Genomic DNA, 23,797 nt, shown 5'->3' with positions numbered 1-23,797 from the left:
CGTTTGTCCTCTACGCGAGCTCAGCCGGGAATGGTCGAATAATCCCCGGCACAGCTGAACACGACAAAGGTGTGGATGCAGAAAACCACCGCCCGTGTTTCGGGGAGCCTCAGAATGACCTGCCGTTCACTGCGGATATATTTTGCATTCTTGTCGGATTGATCGCCGCGCCTTGCGTATTGGCTGCGGGGCTGATGCAAATCCGGATCATTGTAGCGCAGCACGTTAAACCGCCACATGGGCCGCCCTGGCTGTACCCCGTCAAACAGCCGCTGCACACGCGTGGCAACGCCGGGGTCATAGCCATCGACAGGCATGTGGATATCCGTCAAAGGGCGGCCTATCTTTTCCGACAACATCCAGCTTGCAGGAAAACACAAAACCGCCCCCGTCAGAACGTGTTCATCCCCCTGTTTTTGCAAGATGCAGAAATCCTCCTGAACCAACCGGCCAACCGTTCCCAATGGGTCCGTCCGGTCAATTGATACGGATTTGGTATCTGGTCGACGCACCACCGCGGCCCCTGCCTGTGCGGGATAGGCCAGGTTCAACACCAGATCCAACAGCTCATCGGCTGCCGCCTTGGCCCCATCCTGCAGCGCCACGACATCGTGTCGCCGCGTTTGCAGCACCCTGTCGCGTTCCGCCATCTGTCCGGCAAAGGCCTCATCGCGCACCATCACCTGATCCATGGACAGCGGACGCACGCCCGGCAGCCTGTGGCTGCCTGACACGTCATAGGGGATACGTTCCTGTACAATGGGGTCCATATCAGGCTCCGCTGCTGGGGGCGACCGGGGCTGTGGCGGGTTGATCGCCGGCGACAGATTAATGAACACATGTGTCAGGAATGTCGGAAATGGGCAAGATGGACGCCGCGACGCTTTGCACACTCGTTCGGGAATCGTTGCCAGACAGGGACCAGCCATGAACGAACACTATCGCGACACCCGCAAAATCGACCCCACACGCGGTGCAACGCTGGGCGACAACACACCTAACGACAACAACCGTGTCGAAATCGGCCCGACCCAATTGGCCTTTTCCGAGTGGGCCGAGGCCGGTTTGCACCTGCCCGACCTGCAACGGATGCGGCAGTTTCGCTGGGAGCGGTTGGTGAAATTCATCAACGAGCGTGGCTATGGCGGGCTGTTGGTGTTTGATCCGCTCAACATTCGGTATGCCACCGACAGCACCAACATGCAGCTGTGGAACACCCACAACCCGTTTCGCGCGCTGATGATCTGTGCCGATGGCTATATGGTGATCTGGGACTATAAACAGTCGCCGTTCCTCAGCGAATACAACCCCCTGGTCAAAGAACAACGCGCTGGTGCCGATCTGTTCTATTTCGACCGTGGTGACCGGGTGGATGTGCAGGCGGATGTGTTCTCGAATGAGGTACGCAAGCTGCTCAAAGAACATTCAGAAGGCAACAAACGCCTGGCCGTGGACAAGATCATGATCGCTGGTCTGCGCGCGCTCGAAGCGCAGGGCATCGAAGTCATGCCAGGCGAAGAACTGACTGAAAAATGCCGTGCGGTCAAAGGCCCTGATGAAATCCTGGCCATGCGGTGCGCGTCGGTCGCCTGCGAGATCGCCGTGGGGGAAATGGAGACATTTGCCCGCGAACAAATACCTGGTGGCGGCATCTCCGAAGATGATGTCTGGGCCGTGCTTCATGCCGAAAACATCAAACGTGGTGGCGAATGGATCGAAACGCGGCTGCTGTCCTCGGGTCCCCGGACCAATCCCTGGTTCCAGGAATGCGGCCCACGCATCATCCAGAACAATGAAATCATCAGCTTTGACACTGATCTGGTCGGATCCTACGGCATTTGCGTAGATATTTCACGCAGTTGGTGGATCGGCGATCAAAAGCCACCCGCGGATATGGTCTATGCCATGCAGCATGGTCATGAACACATCATGAAGAACATGGAGATGCTGAAACCCGGAGTGAACATTCAGGATCTGTCGCGCAATTGCCATCCCTTGGACAGCCAGTACCAGAAACAAAAATACGGCTGCATGATGCATGGGGTTGGTCTGTGCGATGAATGGCCACTGGTCGCCTATCCTGATGCCATGGTCGAAGGTGCTTTTGACTATGAGCTGGAGCCGGGCATGGTGTTATGCGTCGAGGCGTTGGTCAGCCCCGAAGGCGGCGACTTCTCGATCAAGCTCGAAGATCAGGTGCTGATCACCGAAGACGGACATGAAAACCTGACCAGATACCCGTTTGACCCGGCCCTGATGGGCCAGGCCTGATCTCAGGTCATCCGCAGGGCGTTGACCTCGAATGGTTTCAACGCCCTGCGGTACAATTGCCCAAAGCTGGCCAAATTCCCGACCAGATCAGGAAAGATATGGGCGATCTCATCGCGGGCTTTGGCCGGTAACGCATTGCGCATCAATTCCGCCGGCATCAGGGTTTCACATTCGACCCCATTGGCAAAAACGGTGTGATGCCCATCCAGCAGAATGTGAAAATACTCGACATCCCCACAGGGCTCCTGCACCCGGATATCGGTGTCGTTGACCAAGGATTTCGCCGCGGCCAGCACTTCGTTGTCGCCAAACAGCAGTTCGGCCCGCCAGTCCCGCAACAACACCCGATGTTGCGGCGACAGAAACAGCGGGGCGTCGGGTTGCCCCGGCGCGATGGCATTGCGGCCGAACCGAACAGGTTTCAGGTCGGGATGCGCCATCAGATCGGCAGCCGACAGTTTGCGCCCCCCGACCCAGCGGATCTCACGGGACTGACCGTCACCGCATATGACCTGATCGCCGGCGTTCAGATCCTCGATGGCCATCGGGCCGGCGGGTGTCCGGATACGGCTGCCCCGCACGAAACACACCATGACACAGGCAACCCCGGTTCCATTTGTCGACTCTGCATCGATGGAAACCGTATGCGGTTGCCCATCCGACCCTGTGTATTGAAATGTGTAGGTGTTCCCGACAACCGAATAGCTGTCAAAATTGGTGAACGAGAAACAGTCACCTTCATCAAAGCTTTTGATCGAAATGGAAAAATCATCATCAAAGCCGGAAAGGTCGAAATGAAATTCATCATCCCCGCCCGGCCCGGCCCCCGGTTCGGTCGGCGTACCCTTGCCCCAGAATTCAAACACATAGGAATTGCGCAGGTCGCCGCCGTCCAAAACGGTAACGATCTGATTGTCATCTTCGTCGCCTGAAATCAGATCCTTTCCCTTGATCTTGCGGGTCTGTCCAAGGGTGACTGTCAGAACCTCTACTGCCACGACAACACCTCCTGTGGGGCACGGCCCTGTGTGGCGCGGGCACAAAACAGAATGCGGGCAACATCGTTCAGCTCATTGACCAACAAAGCCCCCCGATGGGCATGGCTGAACCCTTCCGTATAGGCTTGGATCACCTGTTGTGCCGCTTCCGGGTATCGTTCGATCAAACTGATGTATCCCTGAATGTAATCCCAGCCCCGCGGCTTCATCCGCGCGTTTTCGAAATCACAACCGACCAGATCGCCCGTCGAAGTTTCCAGAAAATTGTGGAGCGCACCGTCATTGCGGGACAGAACCGTGCCGCACAGCGGAATGTCACACAGGATATCACGCGCGCAAGGCACCTGCCCCAGGTCGATGTCGCCGCCGCATTTTGTCAGATATTCAAACCAGTTCCCGCACCGGCTTCCCGCAGGCGCGCGCGCATCGAACCGGGCAATCCAATCCCCGATCCGTCGTGCCGCCGCAACCGCAGGCGCACGCTGTGACGTCTCGGGCCAGGCAACAGGGTTGTGCCAGTGTTCGAGTAGAAAGTGCCTTTGATCAGATACTGCCAACATCCCGGGAACCAACCCGGTTGGTGCCATCACCATCAGCGACATCTTTTCGCGCGCATAGGCCGCTCCGGCGTCAGGGCCGCAAAAGATCTTGAGAAGAGCAGACGTGGTCCCGGCCCTGCATTCCAGAGAAAACGCACGACTGCCGCGTTTGAGCAGGCGAAATTCCAGCGCCTCGGCATCCTGGGGACACCCCAGGGCCTGATACAATTGGTCATGCCCCCCTTCAATGCGCGCACGCACAAACGCGTACAAGCCCGGGTCTGCGCCAGTTTCGGTGCCGTTCTGTCCTGCTCCATCCAACATTTGACCACCCTTTCGGTATCCCACGAACCGCGGGGCGCGGGTGGGATTTCATTCAGGTAGACGCTTGGTACGGGGCGAACATGGCAATCCCGTGGGTGCCATTGGGTCATAGGGCGCCGGTGCGCCATGATGCCGTCACACTCCCGACTGCTCACCTTCGCGCGACCTGAGTGTCACAAGGGTTGGCGCGGGCTGGTCGCTGCCGCATCTTGGATGGAACGCCAAAAGGATCTCGACACGATGAATACGGAACGCATCACTTTTCCCGGCCATGACGGCAATCAGCTGGCCGCCCGTCTGGACCTGCCCAATGGGCCGGTTCTGGCCACTGCGCTGTTTGCCCATTGTTTCACCTGCTCCAAGGACATTCCCGCCGCACGGCGCATTGCGGGGCGATTGGCCGGAATGGGAATTGCGGTGCTCAGGTTCGATTTCACCGGGTTGGGACATTCCGAAGGAGAATTCGAAAACACCACATTTACTTCGAACGTGCAGGATCTCATCGCTGCGGCCCGCTATCTGGACGGGCGCAATATGGCACCTCAGTTGTTGATCGGACATTCGCTGGGTGGAGCCGCCGTTTTGCGTGCGCGGGAGGGGATTGCGTCGATCAAGGCCGTGGTCACCCTGGCCGCGCCATTCGATCCTGGCCATGTGACCCACCATTTCACCGATGCCCTGTCTCGGATTGAAACCGAAGGCGCAGCGGATGTGACGTTGGGGGGGCGCCCATTCCGTATTGGACGCGACTTTATTCACGACATAAATCAGGAACAGCTCGCGCCAGCGATCTCGGACCTGCGGGCGGCCTTGCTGGTGTTGCATGGTCCCCGCGACGAAACCGTCAGCATCGAAAACGCCTCACAGATCTTTCTGGCTGCCAAACATCCCAAAAGCTTTGTCACGCTGGATGACGCCGACCACCTGATCTCGCGCGCCGAAGACGCGGAATACGCCGCAGAGGTTATTTCGGCCTGGGTGCAGCGGTATCTGGACCTGTGCCCCCCGGCCCCGCCGCCCGGTGCTCCGGAGGGCGTCTTGCGTGTCACCGAGGCCGACCCCGGCGGGTTCCTGCAGGATATCCAATCCGGTCCCGATCACCATATCTTGGCTGATGAGCCGCTGGCGTATGGCGGAACCAATCAGGGGCTGACGCCCTATGGGTTGGTCTCGGCCGGGCTTGGGGCCTGTACGTCAATGACCATTCGCATGTATGCCCGGCGCAAGGGCTGGCCGCTGGATGGTGTCAGCGTCGACATCAGCCACGACAAGGTCCATGCCCAGGATGCCGCTCCGGGCGGGCCATCCAAGATCGACCAGTTCACCCGGTCCATCCGGCTCGAAGGCGGGTTGGATCAGGCACAGCGGGAAAAGCTGTTGGAAATCGCCGACAAATGCCCGGTACATCGCACCTTGGAACATTCTGCCCATGTGGTGACCCGGTTGATCTGAGGAACGCCCTTCACCACGGGCGGTGGCAAAAATCTTAGATAAGATTTTTGACCGGAAAATTCATAATTTTCCGGCCCGTGGCATGGCGGTCGCCTTAATCGCGATAGGTGCCTGTGGTGATCTCGCCGCCCGGATCGACAAAACGGACCGCCGTAGAGGTGACTTCGACCTTGTAGCAGGCCCAAATGTCCGACGGTGGCCACATCGAACAATACCGATCATCACGCACAGCCCAATATCCCCAGCTGTCGCGTCCCGCATTGTACAATGTGCGCCCTGATGCGTTAAAATCCTGCCACGCACCACGGTCATAGATCAGGCTGCGCCCTTCAAGCGCGCTGCGGATCTCCTCACCCAGTGCGGGCGTCCAGCCCTCTTGGGCAATCACCGGCAGTCCCAGACCTGCCATGCCCGTTGCCAACACCAGACTCCTCAGTCCCCACTTCGACATCCTCTGCCCCTTCCGCACGCGTGCCCTGATTGCATCACCCTGATGCCTCGCACCAACGCTAAGAGAGACTGACTGGGCGCTCTAGTCACAAACTAGTGACCCCGCTTGCCGGTTCGGCACCCGGTTTGACGCGTTATTGATCGACATCAAGGAAAGCCGGTGCAATCCCTTCACAATGCTCCAATGCCAATGGCACACCGGTCAGATGTGAGGAGATGAAACATGGGCCTGTTTACAAAAGTCGGACAAAGCAGCGATCTGGTCAACGGTATGGCCGAACGAATGGGGGTCGATTTTGCCGATGCCATCGGGCGCGATCCCGAAATGGAGGCCCAGAAATACCGTCGCGCCGTCATGCGTTGCAGCCAATGCAGCAACCAGACTGGCTGTGTCGAACTGCAAGGTGGCACCACTGAGTTGGACAAAACCCCGGATTATTGCATGAATTCAGACCTGTTCGCCCATATGAAGGCCGAATGAGACCACGCTGGCACGCGGTTTCCGACCATCAATCCTGACCAAAAACGCGATTTAAATGCCCGCTTCCGCTCGTCGGAAGGGGGCATTGGCTTATTGTTCAGTTACATGGCTTTGACAGATCTGCCAAAGCCCGGACTCAATGGGTCAGCGACCGCTGCATTGATGGCCCGAACCGGATTTCCGCGATCCGGTGAGCGTGCTTAATGCATTGGAGCCGGCCTGCTGGGCAACCTGAGCGCTTTGGGACGAGTTGCCCGCCAGACTCGGGGCAGCCAGCCCACCGATCATGATCGCCGAAATCCATAAAACATGGGTCATCCGTTTCATTGTGTCGCTCCCGTCTTGTCGTTATGTCCTGCACAGTTTACACCGCGCTCAACCCAATGAACTACACAAGGCCGTGATATGATCCCGCGTTATTCCCGCCCCGAAATGGTTGCCAACTGGTCGCCCGAGACCAAATTCCGCATCTGGTATGAGATCGAGGCGCATGCCTGCGACGCAATGGCAAACCTGGGCGTGATCCCTCAGGAAAACGCTGATGCCGTGTGGAAGGCCAAGGACGTGGAGTTCGACGTGGCCCGGATCGACGAGATCGAAGCCGTCACCAAACACGATGTCATCGCCTTTCTGACCCATCTGGCCGAACACGTCGGCAGCGAAGAAGCCCGTTTCGTGCACCAGGGCATGACCTCGTCGGACGTTCTGGACACCTGTCTGAACGTCCAACTGGTGCGTGCGGCTGACATTCTGTTGGAGGGTGTGGATCGGGTTCTGGCCGCGCTCAAGACCCGCGCCATCGAACACAAGGACACGGTGCGCGTCGGTCGCAGCCACGGCATCCACGCCGAACCCACCACGATGGGGCTGACCTTTGCCCGCTTTTATGCCGAGATGGATCGCAACAAAACCCGTCTGCAGGCGGCCCGTGACGAAGTGGCCACCGGGGCGATCTCGGGCGCTGTTGGGACGTTTGCCAATATCGACCCCGCCGTCGAAGAGCATGTCTGTGCCCAACTCGGCCTGTCGCCCGAACCGATTTCGACCCAGGTGATCCCGCGCGACCGCCACGCGATGTTCTTTGCCGTGTTGGGTGTGATCGCCTCGTCGATCGAAAACGTCGCGATCGAGATCCGTCACATGCAGCGCACCGAAGTTCTGGAAGGCGCAGAGTTTTTCTCGATGGGGCAAAAGGGATCGTCGGCGATGCCGCACAAGAAGAACCCGGTTCTGACGGAAAACCTGACCGGTCTGGCGCGCCTGGTGCGTATGGCCGTGGTGCCTGCGATGGAAAACGTGGCGCTGTGGCATGAACGTGATATTTCGCATTCCTCGGTCGAACGCGCCATTGGTCCGGATGCGACCGTGACATTGGACTTTGCCCTGCACCGCCTGGCCGGTGTCGTGGAAAAAATGTTGGTCTTCCCGGAAAACATGTTGGACAACATGAACAAATTCCCCGGCCTGGTGATGTCACAGCGGGTTTTGCTGGCGCTGACACAGGCGGGTGTGTCGCGCGAAGATGCCTATTCCATGGTACAGCGCAACGCGTTGAAAGTCTGGGAAGAGCGGGTCGATTTCCGGGAACAGTTGCTGGCAGACGCGGATGTGGTTGCTGCGCTGGGCACTGATGGGATCAACAAAAAATTTGACATGGACTATCACACGAAACACGTGGATACGATTTTCAAGCGTGTCTTCAAAGACTAAGCTGATATAGCTTACTCGCCTCAAAGACCGGCCCTGTGCCGGTCTTTTTGATTCACGAACCGTTTTTCATCTTTTGCTTTGGATATTCGTCCTCTGGACCTATGATACGCCCACAAAATTGGGAGGACGGATTATGAAAGTCGGAACTCTTGTGCTGACCGCAGCACTCTTGTTGCCATCCCTGGCAGCGGCAATGGGGTGCTCGGGCCGCGAACATCAGGCGCAATCCTGCGCGGCAGGCACCACTTGGGATTCAAACAGCCAAAGTTGCGTCAAGATTATCAACAGCTGACGCACATCTCACAGGTTTTTTATTGCGGACGCTCCGTTTTGAGGGGCGCCGGTTCTTTTTTGCACTAAACTCTATCCAAGTGATCAATTGGAGTGATTTTAATGCGTGTTTTGCTTGCTTTGGCCGTCGCCATGCCCGGATTTGCCTTTGCGGCTGGTGGCAACGGGAATGGTGGAACCACCTGGACCAACCCGCCGAAACCGTCCGAGACCACCAAGACGTGCAAGGGCGTGCGTGTCTGGGATGAGAAAAAGAAGCGGTGTGTCAGGCCCAAGAACTCATCTCTGGATACCGAAACACTGTATGGTGCCGTACGCGAATTGGCTTATGCCGGACGCTATGACGATGCGCAGGGCGTGCTGTCTGCGATGGCGGATCAGAACGACGACGGCGTTCTGACCTATTGGGGGTTCACGCATCGCAAACTGGGACATGCAGAGCTGGCCAATCAATATTACCAACGTGCCATCACGCAGAACCCGGATAATCTGTTGGCGCGGTCATACATGGGCCAAGGATTTGTCGCCGAAGGCAAAACCGAATTGGCCATAGCCCAATGGAAGGAAATCCGCGCCCGCGGTGGGGCCGGTACCTGGCCAGAGACGTCCTTGCGCACAGCTTTGGAAACCGGGCTGACTTTCTCGTATTGAGCTTCAGTTTTTCTTTACTGCTTTGCCGCTAATCTGGCCCTGTCCCGGAGCAAAACCGGTGTAAGACAGAGGCTTGATAGAATGCAGCAGGAGACCGCTTTGACGGTGCCGGGCACGGCAGCGCGCACAGTTGATGTGTCAGACACCGTTCCGACCAAACCCAGTATCTCGTCCCTCGCGGGGCGCGCAAAGGCAGCGATTGTGGTCCGGTTGCTGCTGAACGAAGGGGCCGATATTCCGCTCGAGGAGCTGCCCGACGAATTGCAGGGGGTTCTGACCCATCAGATGGGCACGATGGGATTGGTGGACCGTGACACGTTGTTTTCGGTGGTTCAGGAGTTTGCCGAAATGCTTGACGGGGTTGGGCTGTCCTTTCCCAAGGGGATTGGCGGGGCGTTGACCATTCTGGATGGTCGGATCAGCCCACAGACCGCTGCCCGTCTGCGCAAAGAGGCAGGTGTGCGCATGACAGGCGACCCCTGGGATCGCCTGCGCGCCCTGCCCGCCGAGGATCTGGCCGAGCTGGTTCAGGCCGAAAGCACCGAAATCGCCGCCGTTATCTTGTCCAAGCTCGATGTACCCAAGGCTGCGGAACTGTTGGGGAAACTGTCCGGCCCCGACGCGCGGCGCATTACTTATGCCGTATCCCAAACCGGAGCCGTCACTCCCGATACCGTGGACCGGATCGGGATTTCCCTGGCGGCTCAGCTGGACGACAAACCGCTGGTCGCCTTTGACACGGGTCCCGGTGAGCGGGTTGGCGCGATCCTGAACCTGTCGCCCGCGACCACGCGCGAAGACATGTTGACCGCCCTGGACGAAGAAGACGCCGATTTTGCCAGCGTGGTACGCAAGTCGATCTTTACCTTTGCCCATATTGCAGAACGCCTGTCGCCCCGTGACGTGCCACAGGTGATCCGCGAAGTGGACCAGGGTGATCTGATTGTCGCGCTTGCCTTTGCCGCATTGGACCCCAAGGACACGGCCAGCGCCGACTTCATTCTCTCCAATATTTCGAGCCGGATGGCCGACAATCTGCGCGAAGAAGTGGCGGAAAAGGGCAAGATCAAGCCCGCCGATGGCGAATCCGCAATGAATACCGTCGTGGGGGCAATCCGCGGGCTGGAACAGGCTGGAGATATCGAACTGATCCTGCCAGAGGGGGAAGAGGACGCCGCGTGAGCCACCTATCGGCGGTGCGCATGCAGATCCCGACATTGCCGGACACGGGCAAAACGCCCCAACGGCACGGGACAAGACAGTGGACAGCACACCGCCCTGCCCCTAAGCCCGTAGCATGACACAGGCACCCCCACCAAAGTCCGCGCGCGCCCCGATTGTACCACAGGCAGACCCTGCCGCCCTGGCTTCTACGCGGGCGGCGGATGCCGTGGCCCAATCGCAGGACACAGCCGGCTCGGGCCAGAAGGCGATTTTTCTGATGGTGGGAGCAATCCTGTGCTTTACGCTGATGGATTCCGGGGTCAAGGCACTGGCACCGCGCACAGGTGTCGTGCCCGCGCTTTGGGCGCGCTATGCCGGGCAGATGGCGCTGGTGCTCGTCCTTTTGCTGCCGCGTCTGCGTCAGGTTTCCCGCACGGCGTTTCCTGGTCTTCAGGCGCTCAGATCCCTGTTCCTGCTCCTTGCTACCGGGTTTTTCTTCCTTGGCCTCAGCCTGATCCCGATCAGCGATGCGGCGGCGCTGATGTCGGTCAATCCTGTCCTGATCACCCTGGGTGCAGCCCTGTTTCTGGGCGAGCGTCTGGGTCCACGCCGGGTTGCGGGGATTGCGGTGGCCATGCTCGGCGCATTGATCGTGATCCGGCCCGGATCCGGCGTGTTTTCTCTGGCAGCGCTCGCACCGCTCGCAGCCGCGGTTTCCTATTCCGGCTACGCCTTGCTCACACGCAAGGTCGGCCCCCGGGAAGACCCTTGGACATCAATGCTGTACACTGCGTTGTTCGGCACAATCGTGCTCAGCTGTGTTGTGCCGTTCTTTTGGGTTTCACCAGACGGAACATCCCTGCTGTTGATGGGGGTCATTGCCCTGTGTGGCACGGTTGGACAACTGTGCCTGATCCGCGCCTTTAGCCAGGGAGAGGCCGCCATGCTGGCCCCCTTTGCCTATTGCGGGCTGATCTTTGCCACCCTGTGGGGCGTGTTGTTCTTTGCCGAAATCCCGGACATCTGGACAATATGTGGCGCGCTTGTGATTGCCAGTTCAGGGCTTTATGTCTGGCACCGAGAAACCAATCGGCGCAAGGCCTGATCCAATCCATGCCCATCGACCCTTCCCAGCTCACCCGCGCGCAAAAGGCGGGATTCTTTGCGGCCAATGTCGCGTTGCGCGGCATTATCGGCGCGGCCCGTCTGGTGCCCTATACATGGCGGGTCCCGGCGATGGGATGGCTGCTCAGCCGTCTTGCCCCTTTGGCCGGTTTCGACAAACGGGTGCGCAAGAACCTGATGCTGGTTGCGCCTGACCTGTCGACACAGGACGTGGATCGGCTGTGCCGCGAAGTGTCCAACAATGTGGGGCGGACGGTCATCGAACTGTATTCCGGTGCTCCATTCCTGAAGCGGGCCCATGCCGCCGAAGTCACAGGCCCCGGGCTGGCCGCATTGGAACAGGCGCGGGCTGATGGGCGTCCGGTCATTCTGGTCACCGGGCATTTCGGCAATTACGATGCGGCACGCGCCAATCTGATTGCCCGCGGGCACCCCATGGGCGCGTTATACCGACGGATGAAGAACCCCTATTTCAACGAACATTATGTGCGCACGATATCCCGCATCGGCACCCCCATGTTCGAACAGGGCCGCCGTGGCATGATGGAGATGGTGCGCCATCTGAAACAGGGCGGTATCATCGCCATTGTCGCCGATCTGCACGCCCATGGTGGCAGCGAGCTTCAGTTTTTTGGCAAACCGGCGGTCACTTCGTTGGTCAATGCCGAATTGGCGTTGAAATACGGGGCCGAAATGATCCCGGTCTATGGCATCCGCAAGCAGAACGGCCTGGATTTTGAAATCGTCATGCAGGCCCCGATCGAACACAGCGACCCGGTCACCATGACCCAGACCGTCAACGACGAATTGGAGAAGCTGGTCCGTCAGAACATGGGGCAATGGTTCTGGATTCACCGGCGGTGGAAACCCTGGATGCATCTGGGTATTCAACCCGAAGACGGGGATGCCTGAACCGGGTCAGTCGATCCGCACTGCCGCCATGACCGCGCCCAGACCGGCCTGCTGTACCACAATCGCAGCCTTGTCTTCGCCGGTCACGTCAAACGACATCTGTGTCGTACTGAACCCATCCCAGGATCCAAGGATCTGCCAGTCGGCGACCACATTGGCATAGGACATCGTTTTGCCGGCCAATTCGCCCCGGGTGATCGAGATGTCGCGCACGGGTGCATAGCGGACGAGCTGAACCACCAGATCCTGTGGCCCGGACAGGTCGGATACCAGATCCAACACCACTGTATTCCCGGTGCGCTGCGCTGTTAGAAACACGGGCACCAGGTTAGCCCGATGCTGTGTGATCAGATCGGCCAATTTCATCGTATCCACCCCGACCACGTCTTCCTGCCCCATCACGATCATCTGCGGAGTGTAGATCATCTTGCGCCCGGCAACATGGGCATAGGCCTTTTGCCGTTTGGCATGGGACGGATCGGCGAACTGGTCCTTCCACCCGATGTAATCCCAATAATCCACATGCAGCGCCAGCGGCAGTACATCTTCACGCGCGGCCAATTGATGCAGCAGCGCATCCGCAGGCGGGCAAGACGAACACCCCTGTGACGTATAAAGTTCGACCACGACGGGCGAAGATTGTGCAGCTGCGATCCCCGGCAGCAACAATCCAAGAGCAACACATGCGGCGCGAAGAGCTTTCATATTAGGGCTTTCCTGATAGGTCTGGTCTGTACCTACCGCCGCATGCGCCGAAATACCAATCAAGGTTTCTTGAGAGCCACGACATCAATTCGCGCGGGTTTGTGACCATGTTTTGAAAAATTTTGTGTGCAACGGTATACAAAAACGCCGCAGTTGCCGTTTCCGCTATTGAATGGACCCGCGTCATGGGGCAGATAGCCACCAGCAAATCCCCTTTTCACCCAATCCCGAGGGAGGCCAGACATGACCGTTACCGTTGGACAGGACACCGCCAAGACACGCCGCACATTGAGCGTGAATGGCAAATCCATCGCCTATTATTCAATTCCCGCCGCAACCGAGGCCGGCCTGGGCGACTTTTCCAAGCTGCCCGCCGCCCTGAAAGTGGTGCTCGAAAACATGCTGCGTTTTGAGGACGACGGGTTTTCTGTCTCCGTGGACGACATCAAGGCATTTGGTGACTGGGCCACCAATGGCGGCAAAAGCCCCCGTGAAATCGCCTATCGCCCGGCCCGCGTGTTGATGCAGGATTTCACCGGCGTTCCCGCCGTGGTCGATCTGGCCGCCATGCGCGACGGTATCGTCGGGCTCAAAGGCTCTGCCTCGAAAATCAACCCGCTGGTGCCGGTTGATCTGGTCATCGACCATTCGGTCATGATCGACGAATTCGGCAACCCGCGCGCGTTCCAGATGAACGTGGACCGCGAATATGAACGCAACATGGAACGCTATCAGTTCCTGAAATGGGGTCAGACAGCATTCAACAACTTCCGCGTTGTGCCCCCCGGAACCGGCATCTGCCACCAGGTGAACGTCGAATATCTGGCCCAGACCGTCTGGACCGACGAAGACCAGAATGGCGAAACCGTCGCCTATCCCGACACATTGGTCGGCACCGACAGCCACACCACCATGGTCAACGGCATGGCCGTTCTGGGTTGGGGTGTTGGCGGGATCGAAGCCGAAGCCGCCATGCTGGGTCAGCCGATTTCCATGCTGATCCCCGAAGTCGTGGGCTTTGAGCTGACCGGCGCGATGGTCGAAGGCACCACCGGCACCGACCTGGTTCTGAAAGTCGTCGAAATGCTGCGCGAAAAAGGCGTGGTTGGTAAATTCGTTGAATTCTATGGCACCGGTCTGGACCGTCTGCCGCTGGCCGACCGGGCCACGATCGCCAACATGGCACCGGAATATGGTGCGACCTGCGGGTTCTTCCCGATCGATGGTGAAACCCTGCGCTATATGGAAAACACCGGCCGCGACAAGGACCGTATCGCCCTGGTCGAAGCCTATGCCAAGGAAAACGGATTCTGGCGAGACGCCGATTACGCCCCGATCTATACAGACACCATGTCGCTGGACATGGGCACCATTGTTCCGGCCATTTCCGGCCCGAAACGCCCACAGGATTACGTGGCCCTGACCAACGCCAAATCCGCCTTTGCCAACGAGATGGAACAGACCTTTAAACGTCCGATGGGCAAAGAGGTTGCTGTCAAAGGCGAAGAGTACACCATGGAGTCGGGCAAGGTCGTGATCGCGTCGATCACATCCTGCACCAACACATCGAACCCCTATGTGATGATCGGCGCCGGTCTGGTGGCCCGCAAGGCTGCGGCTCTGGGACTGGATCGCAAACCTTGGGTGAAAACCTCGCTCGCACCTGGATCGCAGGTCGTGTCCGCCTATCTGGAGGCCGCAAACCTCCAGGAAGATCTGGACAAGATCGGGTTCAACCTGGTCGGCTATGGCTGCACCACCTGTATCGGCAACTCTGGCCCGATCCAGCAGGAGATTTCCGAAGCCATCGCCGAAGGTGATCTGGTGGCGACATCGGTTCTGTCGGGCAACCGCAACTTTGAAGGGCGGATTTCGCCTGACGTGCGTGCCAACTATCTGGCATCCCCGCCGCTGGTTGTCGCCTATGCGCTGGCGGGTACCATGGACATCGATCTGGCCACTGACCCGATTGCACAAACACCCGAAGGCAAGGATGTCTATCTGAAAGATATCTGGCCCACGACCCAGGAGGTTGCCGAGCTGGTCGAACAGACCGTCACCCGCGAAGCGTTCCTGTCGAAATACGCCGACGTGTTCAAAGGCGACGAAAAATGGCAGGCGGTGGAGATCACCGACGCGGAAACCTATGACTGGCCTGCGGCGTCCACCTACATCCAGAACCCGCCCTACTTCCAGGGCATGGGTACGGAACCCGGCACCATCAGCAACATCAATGATGCCAAGGTTCTGGCCGTTCTGGGCGACATGGTCACCACCGACCACATCTCGCCTGCGGGATCGTTTGCAACCACCACACCAGCGGGCAAATACCTGCTGGACCGTCAGGTGCAACCGCGCGAGTTCAACTCGTACGGGTCGCGCCGCGGCAACCACGAAATCATGATGCGCGGCACATTTGCCAACATCCGCATCAAGAACGAAATGCTGGACGGTGTCGAAGGTGGTTACACCAAAGGCCCCGATGGCGAACAGGCCGCGATCTATGACGCGTCCATGGCCTATCAGGAACAGGGCACTCCGTTGGTGGTGTTTGGCGGCGAACAGTATGGCGCGGGGTCTTCGCGTGACTGGGCGGCCAAAGGCACCGCGCTGCTGGGCGTCAAGGCCGTGATCGCCGAAAGCTTTGAACGTATCCACCGGTCCAACCTGGTTGGCATGGGTGTGATCCCGTTCGAATTCACCGGTGGCGACTCGCGCAAATCGTTGGGTTTGACCGGCGATGAAACCGTGTCGATCAGCGGGTTGGACACCATCCAGCCGTTGCAGACTGTGCCCTGTGTCATCACCATGGCGGATGGTTCGGTCAAAGAGATCACTCTCAAGTGCCGCATCGATACAGCGCCTGAAATCGAATACATCGAACACGGCGGCGTGCTGCATTACGTGCTGCGCAACCTGGCCAAATCATAAAATCAAATCCAAACTCCTGGATTGATCAAAGCCCCGCCTGAACGGCGGGGCTTTTTTCTTGGAACAGCCCGATCAGATTGGCGCACAGGACCCAAAATTTGCGGACTGCAATTTTGCACAGATGATGTTGGCACCAGATGAATTGCCAATCGGACCAAGATCCCTGAGTGTCGGGACATGACACAGGACATCCAAACCATCACCGGCTATCACGCCCACGTCTATTTCAATTCAGACACCGTCGAACAGGCCCGGCAGCTGTGCCAATCAGCTGCGGACCAGTTTGGTGTCGTTATGGGGCGTGTTCATGAACGAAATGTCGGACCGCACCCAATGTGGTCCTGCCAATTGGGCGCAACCCCTGATCAATTCTCGCACCTACTGCCCTGGCTCGCGCTGAACCGCGACGGGTTGATCGTGTTTGCCCACCCCGAAACCAGCGACCATCTCAAAGATCACCGCGATCATGGCATCTGGTTGGGTACCGGGTTAGAGCTGGACCTGTCGATTTTTAATTGACTTGAGGCGGGTCCAGCACCGGCTTGCAAGGCTCGCAAATGCTGCATGTCCCCTCGGACAAGAGGTGCCAAATTTGTTGCCATCGCGATTGTTGACCGGTTTTATTGAAGTGCGTCAAGCAAACGAGACAACAGGCTCGGGTCTTCGACAACAACAAGCCCCTCGTCCTCAATACGTGTAGCCAGACGTTTTACGGCATTCTTGCCGGCCTTGCGCCCCGCAACCTGCCCCATCCGCGCCCCTTCGCTCATCAGTTTCGGAGCCGCCAGTATATAGGCCTGACCAGAGTCCGTTTGGAAGAATGCGGCGATATCCGTCAGTTCCTGTTTGGAAAAATTCCTGAGATAAACTGAAGCGCTTTGTTCCTGCATCGACTGGGTGAATTCACTCAAGAACTCTTCCGTCAACAGGTCAAAAAACCTGTCGGGGTCCGTCAGCGTTACTCCTTTGGCATTCAACTGATATTGAACGGCATCAATCATCATCGGCCTTTGTGCGGCAATGGCTCCCTCAAACATGGACCGGGTGATGGTTTGGCTGACGATATATTCGGCCGCCGCTTTCTTTGAGTTCGCGTGAACAGGCGAACCGAGACCAATCAGAGAGATGGCACATGCACAAAAAAATGTTTTCACAAGAATTCCGATCACTTAGAAATTTTCTACCAAGGATTTATGAGGGAATTTAAAAATCAACGCAAGGCAGAGTAAACCCTGAACACGAGTTTTCGGTATTGAATGCTCCACGCGAATAGCGTCTCGCAGGTCCGATCCTTTCTTTAGCTCTGAAAATCAGCCAAAGACGCAATCAATTTAACACATTGGCGCATTCGCATGCCGGTGCTACGTCCCCCAATAATAATCCGGGGAACGCCTTGGAAATCAGCTACCGCCCTTGGCCTTTTCCATCGCAGGGCGCAGGGTCTTTTCGATCACACGTTCGGTCACCGGGCCTGCGTGGCGCAGAATGATGATGCCATTGCCGTCGATGACATAGGTTTCCGGCACGCCGTACACGCCCCAGTCCAGCCCCATCCGGCCCTGTTCGTCCCGTCCAATCCCGGCATAGGGATCACCCAGTTCGTTCAGAAAGGCCACTGCGTTGGCCTGCTGGTCCTTGTAGTTGATGCCCAGAATTGTGACGCCTTCGTTGGCCAGCTTGTCCAGATTGGGGTGCTCCACACGACAGGGCGCGCACCAGCTGGCCCAATAATTGACCAGCTTGACCTCACCGTCCCGCAGGGTTTCATCGCTAAAGCCCGGCTTGCCTGGGAATTCGGTCAACACAACCGGCGGGGCCGGTTGGTTTTCCCGCGCCGACGGCAGGGAATTGGGATCCTCGCGGAACATGCCGACGGCCGCCAGCAACACAAACGCGCCAAAGATCACCGGCGGCGCGATCATCAGGGGAGAGATCTTAGCCATTGCGTGTTATCCGATCTTCGATCTGTTTCATTTCGGCGCGCACCTTGCGCCCGCGCCGGATCGACATCACCACCAGCAAAGCCAGCAACAGCAACGACGCCCCATAGGCTGACAGCACCGTGTCTGCATATTTTCCCAGATCAGGTATCATGCGCCAATCCTTTCACGCGCCAACAGCGCCTTGATCCGTCGGGCCCGGATTTCGGTTCCGGTCCGATAGAACACCAACGCAATGAACAGCAAAACAAACCCCGCCAGACAGACATACAGCGGGTTGGAGAACGCATCCGCAACGTTTTCCTTCTTGTCCAAACTCAGCGACGCGCCCTGATGCAATCCCTGGTTCCAGAAATTCACCGCATAGCGGCTGAGCAGGGCAAACACCGACCCCACCAGACACAGGACCGAAGTCAGATCAGCGGCGGTGTCCGGGTTATCAATCGCCTCCCACAGCGCCATGTACCCCAGGTAGAACAGGAACAGGATCAGGAACGACGTCAGACGCGGATCCCATTCCCACCAGGTGCCCCACATCGGCTGGCCCCAGATCGCTCCGGTGATCAATGCGATCACCGTCATCACCGCCCCGATGGGCGCGGCGGCCCGGGCGGCCAGCGCGCTGACGTGGTGGCGGCGCACGATCCACACCAGCGAGGTAACCAGCATCATCACCCAGCAATTGATCGCCGTCATCGCGGCGGGCACATGCAGAAAGATGATCTTGACCGTTGATCCCTGACGATAATCGTCAGGCGTGAAAAAGAACCCCCAGATCAGGCCCACGGCCACCAGGGTGCCTGACGTCAGCCACAGGAACGGCATCATCCGTTCGGTGGTGGTCAGGAACTTCTTTGGATTGGCATATTCCCAGAATGACATAACGGGTATTTAGCTCTTCCTTCGGGTTTCTTTCAAATCACATCAGCGCAGGTTGACCCGCAGCACCGCGGCGCTGGCAAAGGGCAACAACGCAATGCTGGCAGCGGTGATCCCCGCCAGCATCAACATCGGGGTGTGGGTGTCCATGCCAATGGCCCCACGGCGGGCAACTTCGGCCCCAAAGATCAGCGTCGGCACGTATAGCGGCATCACCAACAGCGACAGCAACAGCCCGCCCCGTTTCAGCCCCACGGTCAAGGCCGCTCCAAAGGTGCCGATCACCGACAGCGCAGGCGTACCCAGCAACAGCGACACGACCACCCAAGTGTATCCGGGTGTCGGCAGGTTCAGCAACACACCCAACACCGGCGCGGCCAGAACCAGCGGCAGACCTGTGGTGATCCAATGGGCCAAGGCCTTGATTGTCACGGTGCTTTCCAGCGGCAGCGGTGCGGTGGCCAGCAAATCGAGCGAGCCGTCCTCCCAATCCAGCGCCAGCAGACGATCCAACGACAACAGGCACGCCAACAGCGCGCCCAGCCACAAAACGCCCGGGGCGATCTCGGCCAGCAGCGACGATTGCGGCCCCACCGAAAACGGCACCATCACCGTCACGATCAGGAAGAACGCCAACCCCAGGCCAAACCCGCCACCGGCCCGCAAGGACAGCCGCAAATCACGCATCAACAGAGCAATCACAGGAAGCCTCCGTCAAAATCGTCAATCTCGGGTGGCTTGGCCTTGAACGGGCCCACATCCAACACGTCGCCTTCGAGCCCAAGGTTGATATGCGTCGCGATCAACGCCGATCCCCCCTGTCCCAGATGCGCGCGCACTGCATCGGCAAACATTTCGACCGCATTCACATCCAGCGACACGGTTGGTTCATCCAGCACCCAGATCGGGCGCCCGGTTACCACCAGCCGCGACAGGCCCAATCGGCGTTTCTGTCCGGCGGACAGGTTGCCTGCGTGGCGATCGGCCAACCCTGCCAGGTCATAGGCGTTCAGCGCCGGTTCAATGGATCCGGCCCCGAACACGCTGGCCCAGAACCGCAGGTTTTCCGACACCGTCAGCGTCGGTTTGATGCCATCGGAATGGCCCGCATAGGCAATGGTGTCATCGGCCCCTGTGACCGTCCCCGACACCGGCGGCTGCAACCCGGCCACAGTGCGCAGCAGCGTCGTCTTGCCAATTCCATTCGGGCCGCGCAGGATCATCGCATGCCCCGGCGTCAGGGCAAAGCTCAGCCCCTCCAGCACAGGGACACCGCCACGGGCGATGGTCAGATCGGTTACGCTCAGGCTCATGCCAGCTGCCTTGTTCTCGTTTCTATCTTTTCTGCCGCTCGACCTGTCAGACGGTCAGGGCCGCCAATGCGACGCGCCGACCTTCGGAGAGCAGAACATTGTAGGTCCGGCAGGCGGCAGGTGAATTCATCACCTCGACCCCCAATCCGGCCTGTTCCAATGTCCTGCGCAAATCAGCGGGAATATGGGCGATTTCCGGCCCGGTCCCCACCAACAGCACATCAAACTCTTTGGCCAGCGCCACCAATGGCGCGCTGTCCTGATACCCGCCCCAAGAAGCAGTGCCTTTGACACTGGTCAAGATCGCCCCCTGAAATACGACCCCACCGACGCGAAAGAAACCGTCCCCATATCCATCGACAGGTTTTACGTCGCCAAAGCCCACTTCTGACAGTTGCATAATGTGTCGTCCTTTTCGTCGCAGGGGTTACTTTAGGACCAGCAGCCCGATGAGTATGACCCAGGTGGTAACCGTATATGACCCTACGCGATAGAGCTTCTCCCGCATGGGGTCAAACACCGCCTTGGTCGCCGCTGGTCGCGTCCCGACCATCTGAAACATCATGCCTGCTGTTGGCACAGAGTGTGTCGCCGCCGGACCAAAGATCATCGCAGCGCCAAAACCAGAAAAGCCGCGGACAAGGCCCGCGGCTCCCAAGGCCAGAAACATCCAGATCAGCCCTGGAGGTTCCAGGATCGCCGCCAAAGCGTCAGGCATCAATATTTCCAAACTGGTTGCCCGCGTTATTGGCCTGTTTGGACCAATCCCGCTTGACGCCCAGCCTTAACAGGATGGTCGAGGCAACAAAGACCGACGAATAGGTCCCGACCACAACACCCCAGATCATCGCAAAGACAAACCCGCGGATCACATCACCACCCAGCACAAACAGCGCAATCAGCGCCAACAACGTTGTGACCGAGGTCATGACTGTCCGGCTGAGCGTTTCGTTGATCGACAGGTTCAGCACCTGCGCCAGCGACATCTTCTTGAACTTGCGCAGGTTTTCCCGCACCCGGTCGAACACGACCACGGTATCGTTCAACGAATAGCCCACAATAGTCAGCAACGCGGCAATGATGGCCAGGTCGAATTTGATCTGCACCACCGAGAAAACCCCGATGGTCAACACCACATCATGCACCAGCGCCGCAACGGCCCCCAGCGCAAACTGCCATTCAAACCGCAACCAGATGTAGACCAGAACCGCGCCGATCGCCAACAGCACCGCATAGACCGCGGTGGTGATCAATTCGCCCGATACCTTGGGCCCTACCGATTCCACGGAGACGAATTTGATGTCCGGCGACACGGTTGTCAGTGCAGTTTCCACCTGTGCAATCACATCAGCCGTTACCGATTCAGCGCCTTCCTGGGCCTGAATGCGGATCATGGTCACATGTTCATCGGCATCAAAGGTCGGATCGAACACTTCGGTGATCGACACATCCCCCAGCCCCAGGGGTTCAATCGCACCGCGATAGGACCCGACATCCACGGCCTGGCTGCTTTGCGTCCGGATCGTGGTTCCGCCCCGGAAATCAATGCCAAAATTCAGCCCCATCACCACAAACGCGCCGATGGACAACACCATCATCAGGCTCGACAGGCCAACCCACAGCTTCCAGCTGTTAAAGAAGTCAAACGAGGTTTCCTTGGGAACAAGTCTCAGTCTCATGTCATACCTCGATCGTTTTCGGACGGCGCCGTTCAAACCACATCACGATGATCACCCGCGTGACAAAGATCGCGGTGAACACCGACGTCATGATGCCCAGCCCCAGCGTGATGGCAAAGCCGCGCACTGGCCCCGACCCCATGGCAAACAGGATCACAGCGGTGATGAAGGTGGTGATATTGGCATCCAGAATGGCGCTCAGCGCCTTTTCATATCCCCGTTCAATGGCACGGGCCGGACCTTTGGCTGTCTTCAGCTCTTCGCGGATCCGTTCAAACACCAACACATTGGCGTCCACCGCCATACCAACGGTCAACACGATCCCGGCGATCCCCGGCAGCGTCAGCGTCGCCCCGATCAGCGACAACAGGCCAAAGATCAGCCCGATGTTCAGAATCAACGCCACATTGGCAAACAGGCCAAACAGACCATAGCTGAGCCCCATGAACACCAGCACCCCGATAAAGGCGACCGCCGTGGCGATCTTGCCTGCATCAATGCTGTCCTGTCCCAATTCGGGTCCAATGGTCCGTTCTTCGAGAAAGGTCAGTTCAGCGGGCAATGCCCCTGCGCGCAGCAGCACCGCCAGATTGGTACTGTCTTCGACTGTAAAGCGTCCGGTGATGATGCCCGACCCACCTGGAATATGCGATTGGATCACAGGGGCGCTGACCACTTCGTCATCCAGAACGATGGCAAAAGGGCTGCCAATGTTTTCGGCCGTATAGTCGCCGAACTTGCGCGCGCCGGAGGTGTTGAAGCGAAAGTTCACCGCGGGCCGCCCGTTTTGATCATACGACGGCTGCGCATCCACCAGTTCCTCACCCGTCACGACAGGTGCGGATTCGATGGTATAGAAAATGCCCTGCTCATCCAGAGATGGCACCAGTTTGTTGCCGACACCCGCCGATGCGTCACCATCGCTGCCCCGGCCAACCACCGGGTGAAAGGCCAGACGCGCAGTGGTGCCGATGATGGCCTTCAATTCGGACGCGCTGCCGATACCGGGCACCTGGATCAGGATCCGGTCTGCACCCTGGCGTTGGATGGTCGGCTCGCGGGTACCGACCTCGTCGATCCGGCGGCGCACGATTTCCAGCGCCTGGCGCACGGTGCGATCATCCGTGGCCAGCTTTTCGGCGTCGCTCAGTTGCACGGTCAGCACATCACCATCGCTGGTGACTGTGATGTCGGTGGATCCCGCCCCTGTCAGCGACTGGATCGGGCGGGCCATTCCCCGCACGATTTCCAATGCGCGGGACATGCCTTCGGGGTTGGAGATGCGAATCCGCAGTTGATCTTCGGGACCGGGCTGTTGGCGGAAGGTGCCGATGGTGGCCCGTTCCGGGCGCAGCGCATCGCGAATTTCCGGCCACATCGCATCCATGCGCGCAGCATAGACATCCGCGACCTGCACTTCGGCCAACAGATGTGCCCCACCGCGCAGGTCCAACCCCAGATTTACCAGCGCCGAGGGCAGAAACGACGGCCATTGCCCGGCCGTCGCCTGGTTTTCGTCCGTGTCCGCGCCAATCTCGATCGCGGCAACCGCGTCGTTGGATTGTTCGACGCGGGTGTAGAAGGCATTCGGCAGGGCCAGCAGCAGACCAGTTACACAAACCAGCCAGATCAGCACCCGCTTCCAAAGATCAATTTGCAGCATTCCCCTGCCTTTTCAGATTGTTGAAGGCCAGAGTTCAGCTTGCAGGTTCGGTCTTGCTCAGCACCTGTGCGATGGTCGCCTTGACCACACGAACCTTGACACCGTCAGCGATCTCGACTTCCAGCTCGCCGTCTTCCTTGACCTTGGCGATCTTGCCGATGATGCCACCCTGGGTGACAACCTGATCACCGCGACGCACACCGTCGACCATGGCCTGATGATCCTTCATTTTCTTCTGCTGCGGACGGATCAGAAGGAAATACATGATCGCAAAGATAAGAATGAGCGGGAGAAACTGGGCAATTGCGCCACCATCCAT

28 protein-coding genes are annotated in these 23,797 nt (G+C 58.6%); 11 read left to right on the top strand and 17 right to left on the bottom strand.

Annotated elements, in window-relative coordinates; genetic code table 11:
• Positions 1-20 precede the first annotated feature (20 nt).
• Entirely contained in the window at positions 21-770 is a 750-nt protein-coding gene (locus K3727_09095) for a DUF3445 domain-containing protein (protein UWQ92915.1), read from the bottom strand.
• 157 nt (positions 771-927) lie between these two features.
• Here K3727_09095 and K3727_09090 point away from each other — a divergent pair, with 157 nt between their 5' ends.
• On the top strand, positions 928-2,271 hold the full coding sequence (locus K3727_09090; GenBank protein ID UWQ92914.1) for a Xaa-Pro peptidase family protein: 1,344 nt from the start codon (positions 928-930) through the stop codon (positions 2,269-2,271).
• A 2-nt stretch (positions 2,272-2,273) separates the two neighbouring features.
• Here K3727_09090 and K3727_09085 read toward each other — a convergent pair whose 3' ends face one another.
• Positions 2,274-3,269, bottom strand: a complete 996-nt coding sequence (locus K3727_09085) for a Hint domain-containing protein (protein ID UWQ92913.1) — start codon at positions 3,267-3,269, stop codon at positions 2,274-2,276.
• Positions 3,260-4,132, bottom strand: a complete 873-nt coding sequence (locus tag K3727_09080; protein UWQ92912.1) for a hypothetical protein — start codon at positions 4,130-4,132, stop codon at positions 3,260-3,262. Before K3727_09080 ends, K3727_09085 begins: the two co-directional genes overlap by 10 nt.
• Positions 4,133-4,372: 240 nt before the next feature.
• On the opposite strand from K3727_09080, the gene K3727_09075 reads away from it, so the two are divergent.
• Positions 4,373-5,584, top strand: coding sequence for a bifunctional alpha/beta hydrolase/OsmC family protein (locus K3727_09075; GenBank protein UWQ92911.1), 1,212 nt, complete (start codon positions 4,373-4,375; stop codon positions 5,582-5,584).
• A gap of 94 nt (positions 5,585-5,678) precedes the next feature.
• On the opposite strand, the gene K3727_09070 is transcribed toward K3727_09075, so the two are convergent.
• Entirely contained in the window at positions 5,679-6,035 is a 357-nt protein-coding gene (locus K3727_09070) for a hypothetical protein (GenBank protein UWQ92910.1), read from the bottom strand.
• 222 nt (positions 6,036-6,257) lie between these two features.
• Here K3727_09070 and K3727_09065 point away from each other — a divergent pair, with 222 nt between their 5' ends.
• A complete protein-coding gene (locus K3727_09065) occupies positions 6,258-6,515 on the top strand; it encodes an adenylosuccinate lyase (GenBank protein ID UWQ92909.1) in 258 nt (85 codons plus the stop codon).
• 144 nt (positions 6,516-6,659) lie between these two features.
• Here K3727_09065 and K3727_09060 read toward each other — a convergent pair whose 3' ends face one another.
• Entirely contained in the window at positions 6,660-6,842 is a 183-nt protein-coding gene (locus K3727_09060) for a hypothetical protein (GenBank protein UWQ92908.1), read from the bottom strand.
• A gap of 78 nt (positions 6,843-6,920) precedes the next feature.
• Between K3727_09060 and purB the strand changes: the two genes are divergently transcribed.
• The 6 genes from purB to K3727_09030 all read left to right on the top strand — a co-directional run bounded on the left by purB (position 6,921) and on the right by K3727_09030 (position 12,368).
• Positions 6,921-8,225 (top strand): adenylosuccinate lyase, encoded by a 1,305-nt coding sequence (gene purB, locus K3727_09055; protein ID UWQ92907.1) that lies wholly within the window; start codon positions 6,921-6,923, stop codon positions 8,223-8,225.
• Between the two features lie 133 nt (positions 8,226-8,358).
• Positions 8,359-8,517 carry a hypothetical protein gene (locus K3727_09050; GenBank protein UWQ92906.1) on the top strand — a complete coding sequence of 53 codons (159 nt, stop codon included), beginning with the start codon at positions 8,359-8,361 and terminating at the stop codon, positions 8,515-8,517.
• Between the two features lie 101 nt (positions 8,518-8,618).
• Positions 8,619-9,167, top strand: a complete 549-nt coding sequence (locus K3727_09045) for a hypothetical protein (GenBank protein UWQ92905.1) — start codon at positions 8,619-8,621, stop codon at positions 9,165-9,167.
• A gap of 81 nt (positions 9,168-9,248) precedes the next feature.
• Positions 9,249-10,349 carry a flagellar motor switch protein FliG gene (locus K3727_09040; protein ID UWQ92904.1) on the top strand — a complete coding sequence of 367 codons (1,101 nt, stop codon included), beginning with the start codon at positions 9,249-9,251 and terminating at the stop codon, positions 10,347-10,349.
• A 115-nt stretch (positions 10,350-10,464) separates the two neighbouring features.
• Positions 10,465-11,436, top strand: coding sequence for a DMT family transporter (locus K3727_09035; protein ID UWQ92903.1), 972 nt, complete (start codon positions 10,465-10,467; stop codon positions 11,434-11,436).
• An 8-nt stretch (positions 11,437-11,444) separates the two neighbouring features.
• Positions 11,445-12,368: a lysophospholipid acyltransferase family protein gene (locus K3727_09030; protein UWQ92902.1), complete on the top strand. Its 924-nt coding sequence runs from the start codon at positions 11,445-11,447 to the stop codon at positions 12,366-12,368.
• A 6-nt stretch (positions 12,369-12,374) separates the two neighbouring features.
• Here the strand turns inward: K3727_09030 and K3727_09025 are convergent, their stop codons facing one another.
• The gene (locus K3727_09025; GenBank protein UWQ92901.1) at positions 12,375-13,073 is read right to left on the bottom strand and encodes a DUF1223 domain-containing protein; all 699 of its coding nucleotides are present in this window, start codon (positions 13,071-13,073) and stop codon (positions 12,375-12,377) included.
• A gap of 243 nt (positions 13,074-13,316) precedes the next feature.
• On the opposite strand from K3727_09025, the gene acnA reads away from it, so the two are divergent.
• Both acnA and K3727_09015 read left to right on the top strand, forming a co-directional pair.
• Positions 13,317-16,004, top strand: coding sequence for an aconitate hydratase AcnA (gene acnA, locus K3727_09020; GenBank protein UWQ92900.1), 2,688 nt, complete (start codon positions 13,317-13,319; stop codon positions 16,002-16,004).
• Positions 16,005-16,181: 177 nt separating this feature from the next.
• Entirely contained in the window at positions 16,182-16,523 is a 342-nt protein-coding gene (locus tag K3727_09015) for a DOPA 4,5-dioxygenase family protein (protein ID UWQ92899.1), read from the top strand.
• Between the two features lie 101 nt (positions 16,524-16,624).
• Here K3727_09015 and K3727_09010 read toward each other — a convergent pair whose 3' ends face one another.
• The 11 genes from K3727_09010 to yajC all read right to left on the bottom strand — a co-directional run bounded on the left by K3727_09010 (position 16,625) and on the right by yajC (position 23,797).
• Positions 16,625-17,173, bottom strand: a complete 549-nt coding sequence (locus K3727_09010) for a DUF2059 domain-containing protein (protein ID UWQ92898.1) — start codon at positions 17,171-17,173, stop codon at positions 16,625-16,627.
• Positions 17,174-17,404: 231 nt separating this feature from the next.
• Complete coding sequence (locus K3727_09005; GenBank protein ID UWQ92897.1) at positions 17,405-17,947, bottom strand: DsbE family thiol:disulfide interchange protein; 543 nt, start codon at positions 17,945-17,947, stop codon at positions 17,405-17,407.
• A complete protein-coding gene (ccmD, locus tag K3727_09000) occupies positions 17,940-18,098 on the bottom strand; it encodes a heme exporter protein CcmD (protein UWQ92896.1) in 159 nt (52 codons plus the stop codon). The genes K3727_09005 and ccmD overlap by 8 nt, the downstream gene beginning before the upstream one ends.
• Positions 18,095-18,826: a heme ABC transporter permease gene (locus K3727_08995; GenBank protein ID UWQ92895.1), complete on the bottom strand. Its 732-nt coding sequence runs from the start codon at positions 18,824-18,826 to the stop codon at positions 18,095-18,097. The genes ccmD and K3727_08995 overlap by 4 nt, the downstream gene beginning before the upstream one ends.
• A gap of 42 nt (positions 18,827-18,868) precedes the next feature.
• On the bottom strand, positions 18,869-19,525 hold the full coding sequence (gene ccmB, locus K3727_08990; protein ID UWQ92894.1) for a heme exporter protein CcmB: 657 nt from the start codon (positions 19,523-19,525) through the stop codon (positions 18,869-18,871).
• Positions 19,522-20,136, bottom strand: a complete 615-nt coding sequence (ccmA, locus tag K3727_08985) for a heme ABC exporter ATP-binding protein CcmA (protein UWQ92893.1) — start codon at positions 20,134-20,136, stop codon at positions 19,522-19,524. The genes ccmB and ccmA overlap by 4 nt, the downstream gene beginning before the upstream one ends.
• A 46-nt stretch (positions 20,137-20,182) precedes the next feature.
• Positions 20,183-20,536 carry an Mth938-like domain-containing protein gene (locus K3727_08980; protein ID UWQ92892.1) on the bottom strand — a complete coding sequence of 118 codons (354 nt, stop codon included), beginning with the start codon at positions 20,534-20,536 and terminating at the stop codon, positions 20,183-20,185.
• Between the two features lie 27 nt (positions 20,537-20,563).
• Positions 20,564-20,854 carry a hypothetical protein gene (locus K3727_08975; protein ID UWQ92891.1) on the bottom strand — a complete coding sequence of 97 codons (291 nt, stop codon included), beginning with the start codon at positions 20,852-20,854 and terminating at the stop codon, positions 20,564-20,566.
• A complete protein-coding gene (gene secF, locus K3727_08970; GenBank protein UWQ92890.1) occupies positions 20,847-21,815 on the bottom strand; it encodes a protein translocase subunit SecF in 969 nt (322 codons plus the stop codon). The genes K3727_08975 and secF overlap by 8 nt, the downstream gene beginning before the upstream one ends.
• A gap of 1 nt (position 21,816) precedes the next feature.
• Positions 21,817-23,478, bottom strand: coding sequence for a protein translocase subunit SecD (gene secD, locus K3727_08965; GenBank protein UWQ92889.1), 1,662 nt, complete (start codon positions 23,476-23,478; stop codon positions 21,817-21,819).
• A 34-nt stretch (positions 23,479-23,512) separates the two neighbouring features.
• Positions 23,513-23,797: a preprotein translocase subunit YajC gene (gene yajC / locus K3727_08960; GenBank protein ID UWQ93323.1), complete on the bottom strand. Its 285-nt coding sequence runs from the start codon at positions 23,795-23,797 to the stop codon at positions 23,513-23,515.

This window comes from Rhodobacteraceae bacterium M382, assembly GCA_025141015.1.
GTDB classification, from domain to species: domain Bacteria; phylum Pseudomonadota; class Alphaproteobacteria; order Rhodobacterales; family Rhodobacteraceae; genus Aliisedimentitalea; species Aliisedimentitalea scapharcae.
The sequence above is the reverse complement of the archived record's forward strand: the minus strand, read 5'-3'. Positions and strand labels throughout refer to the sequence as shown.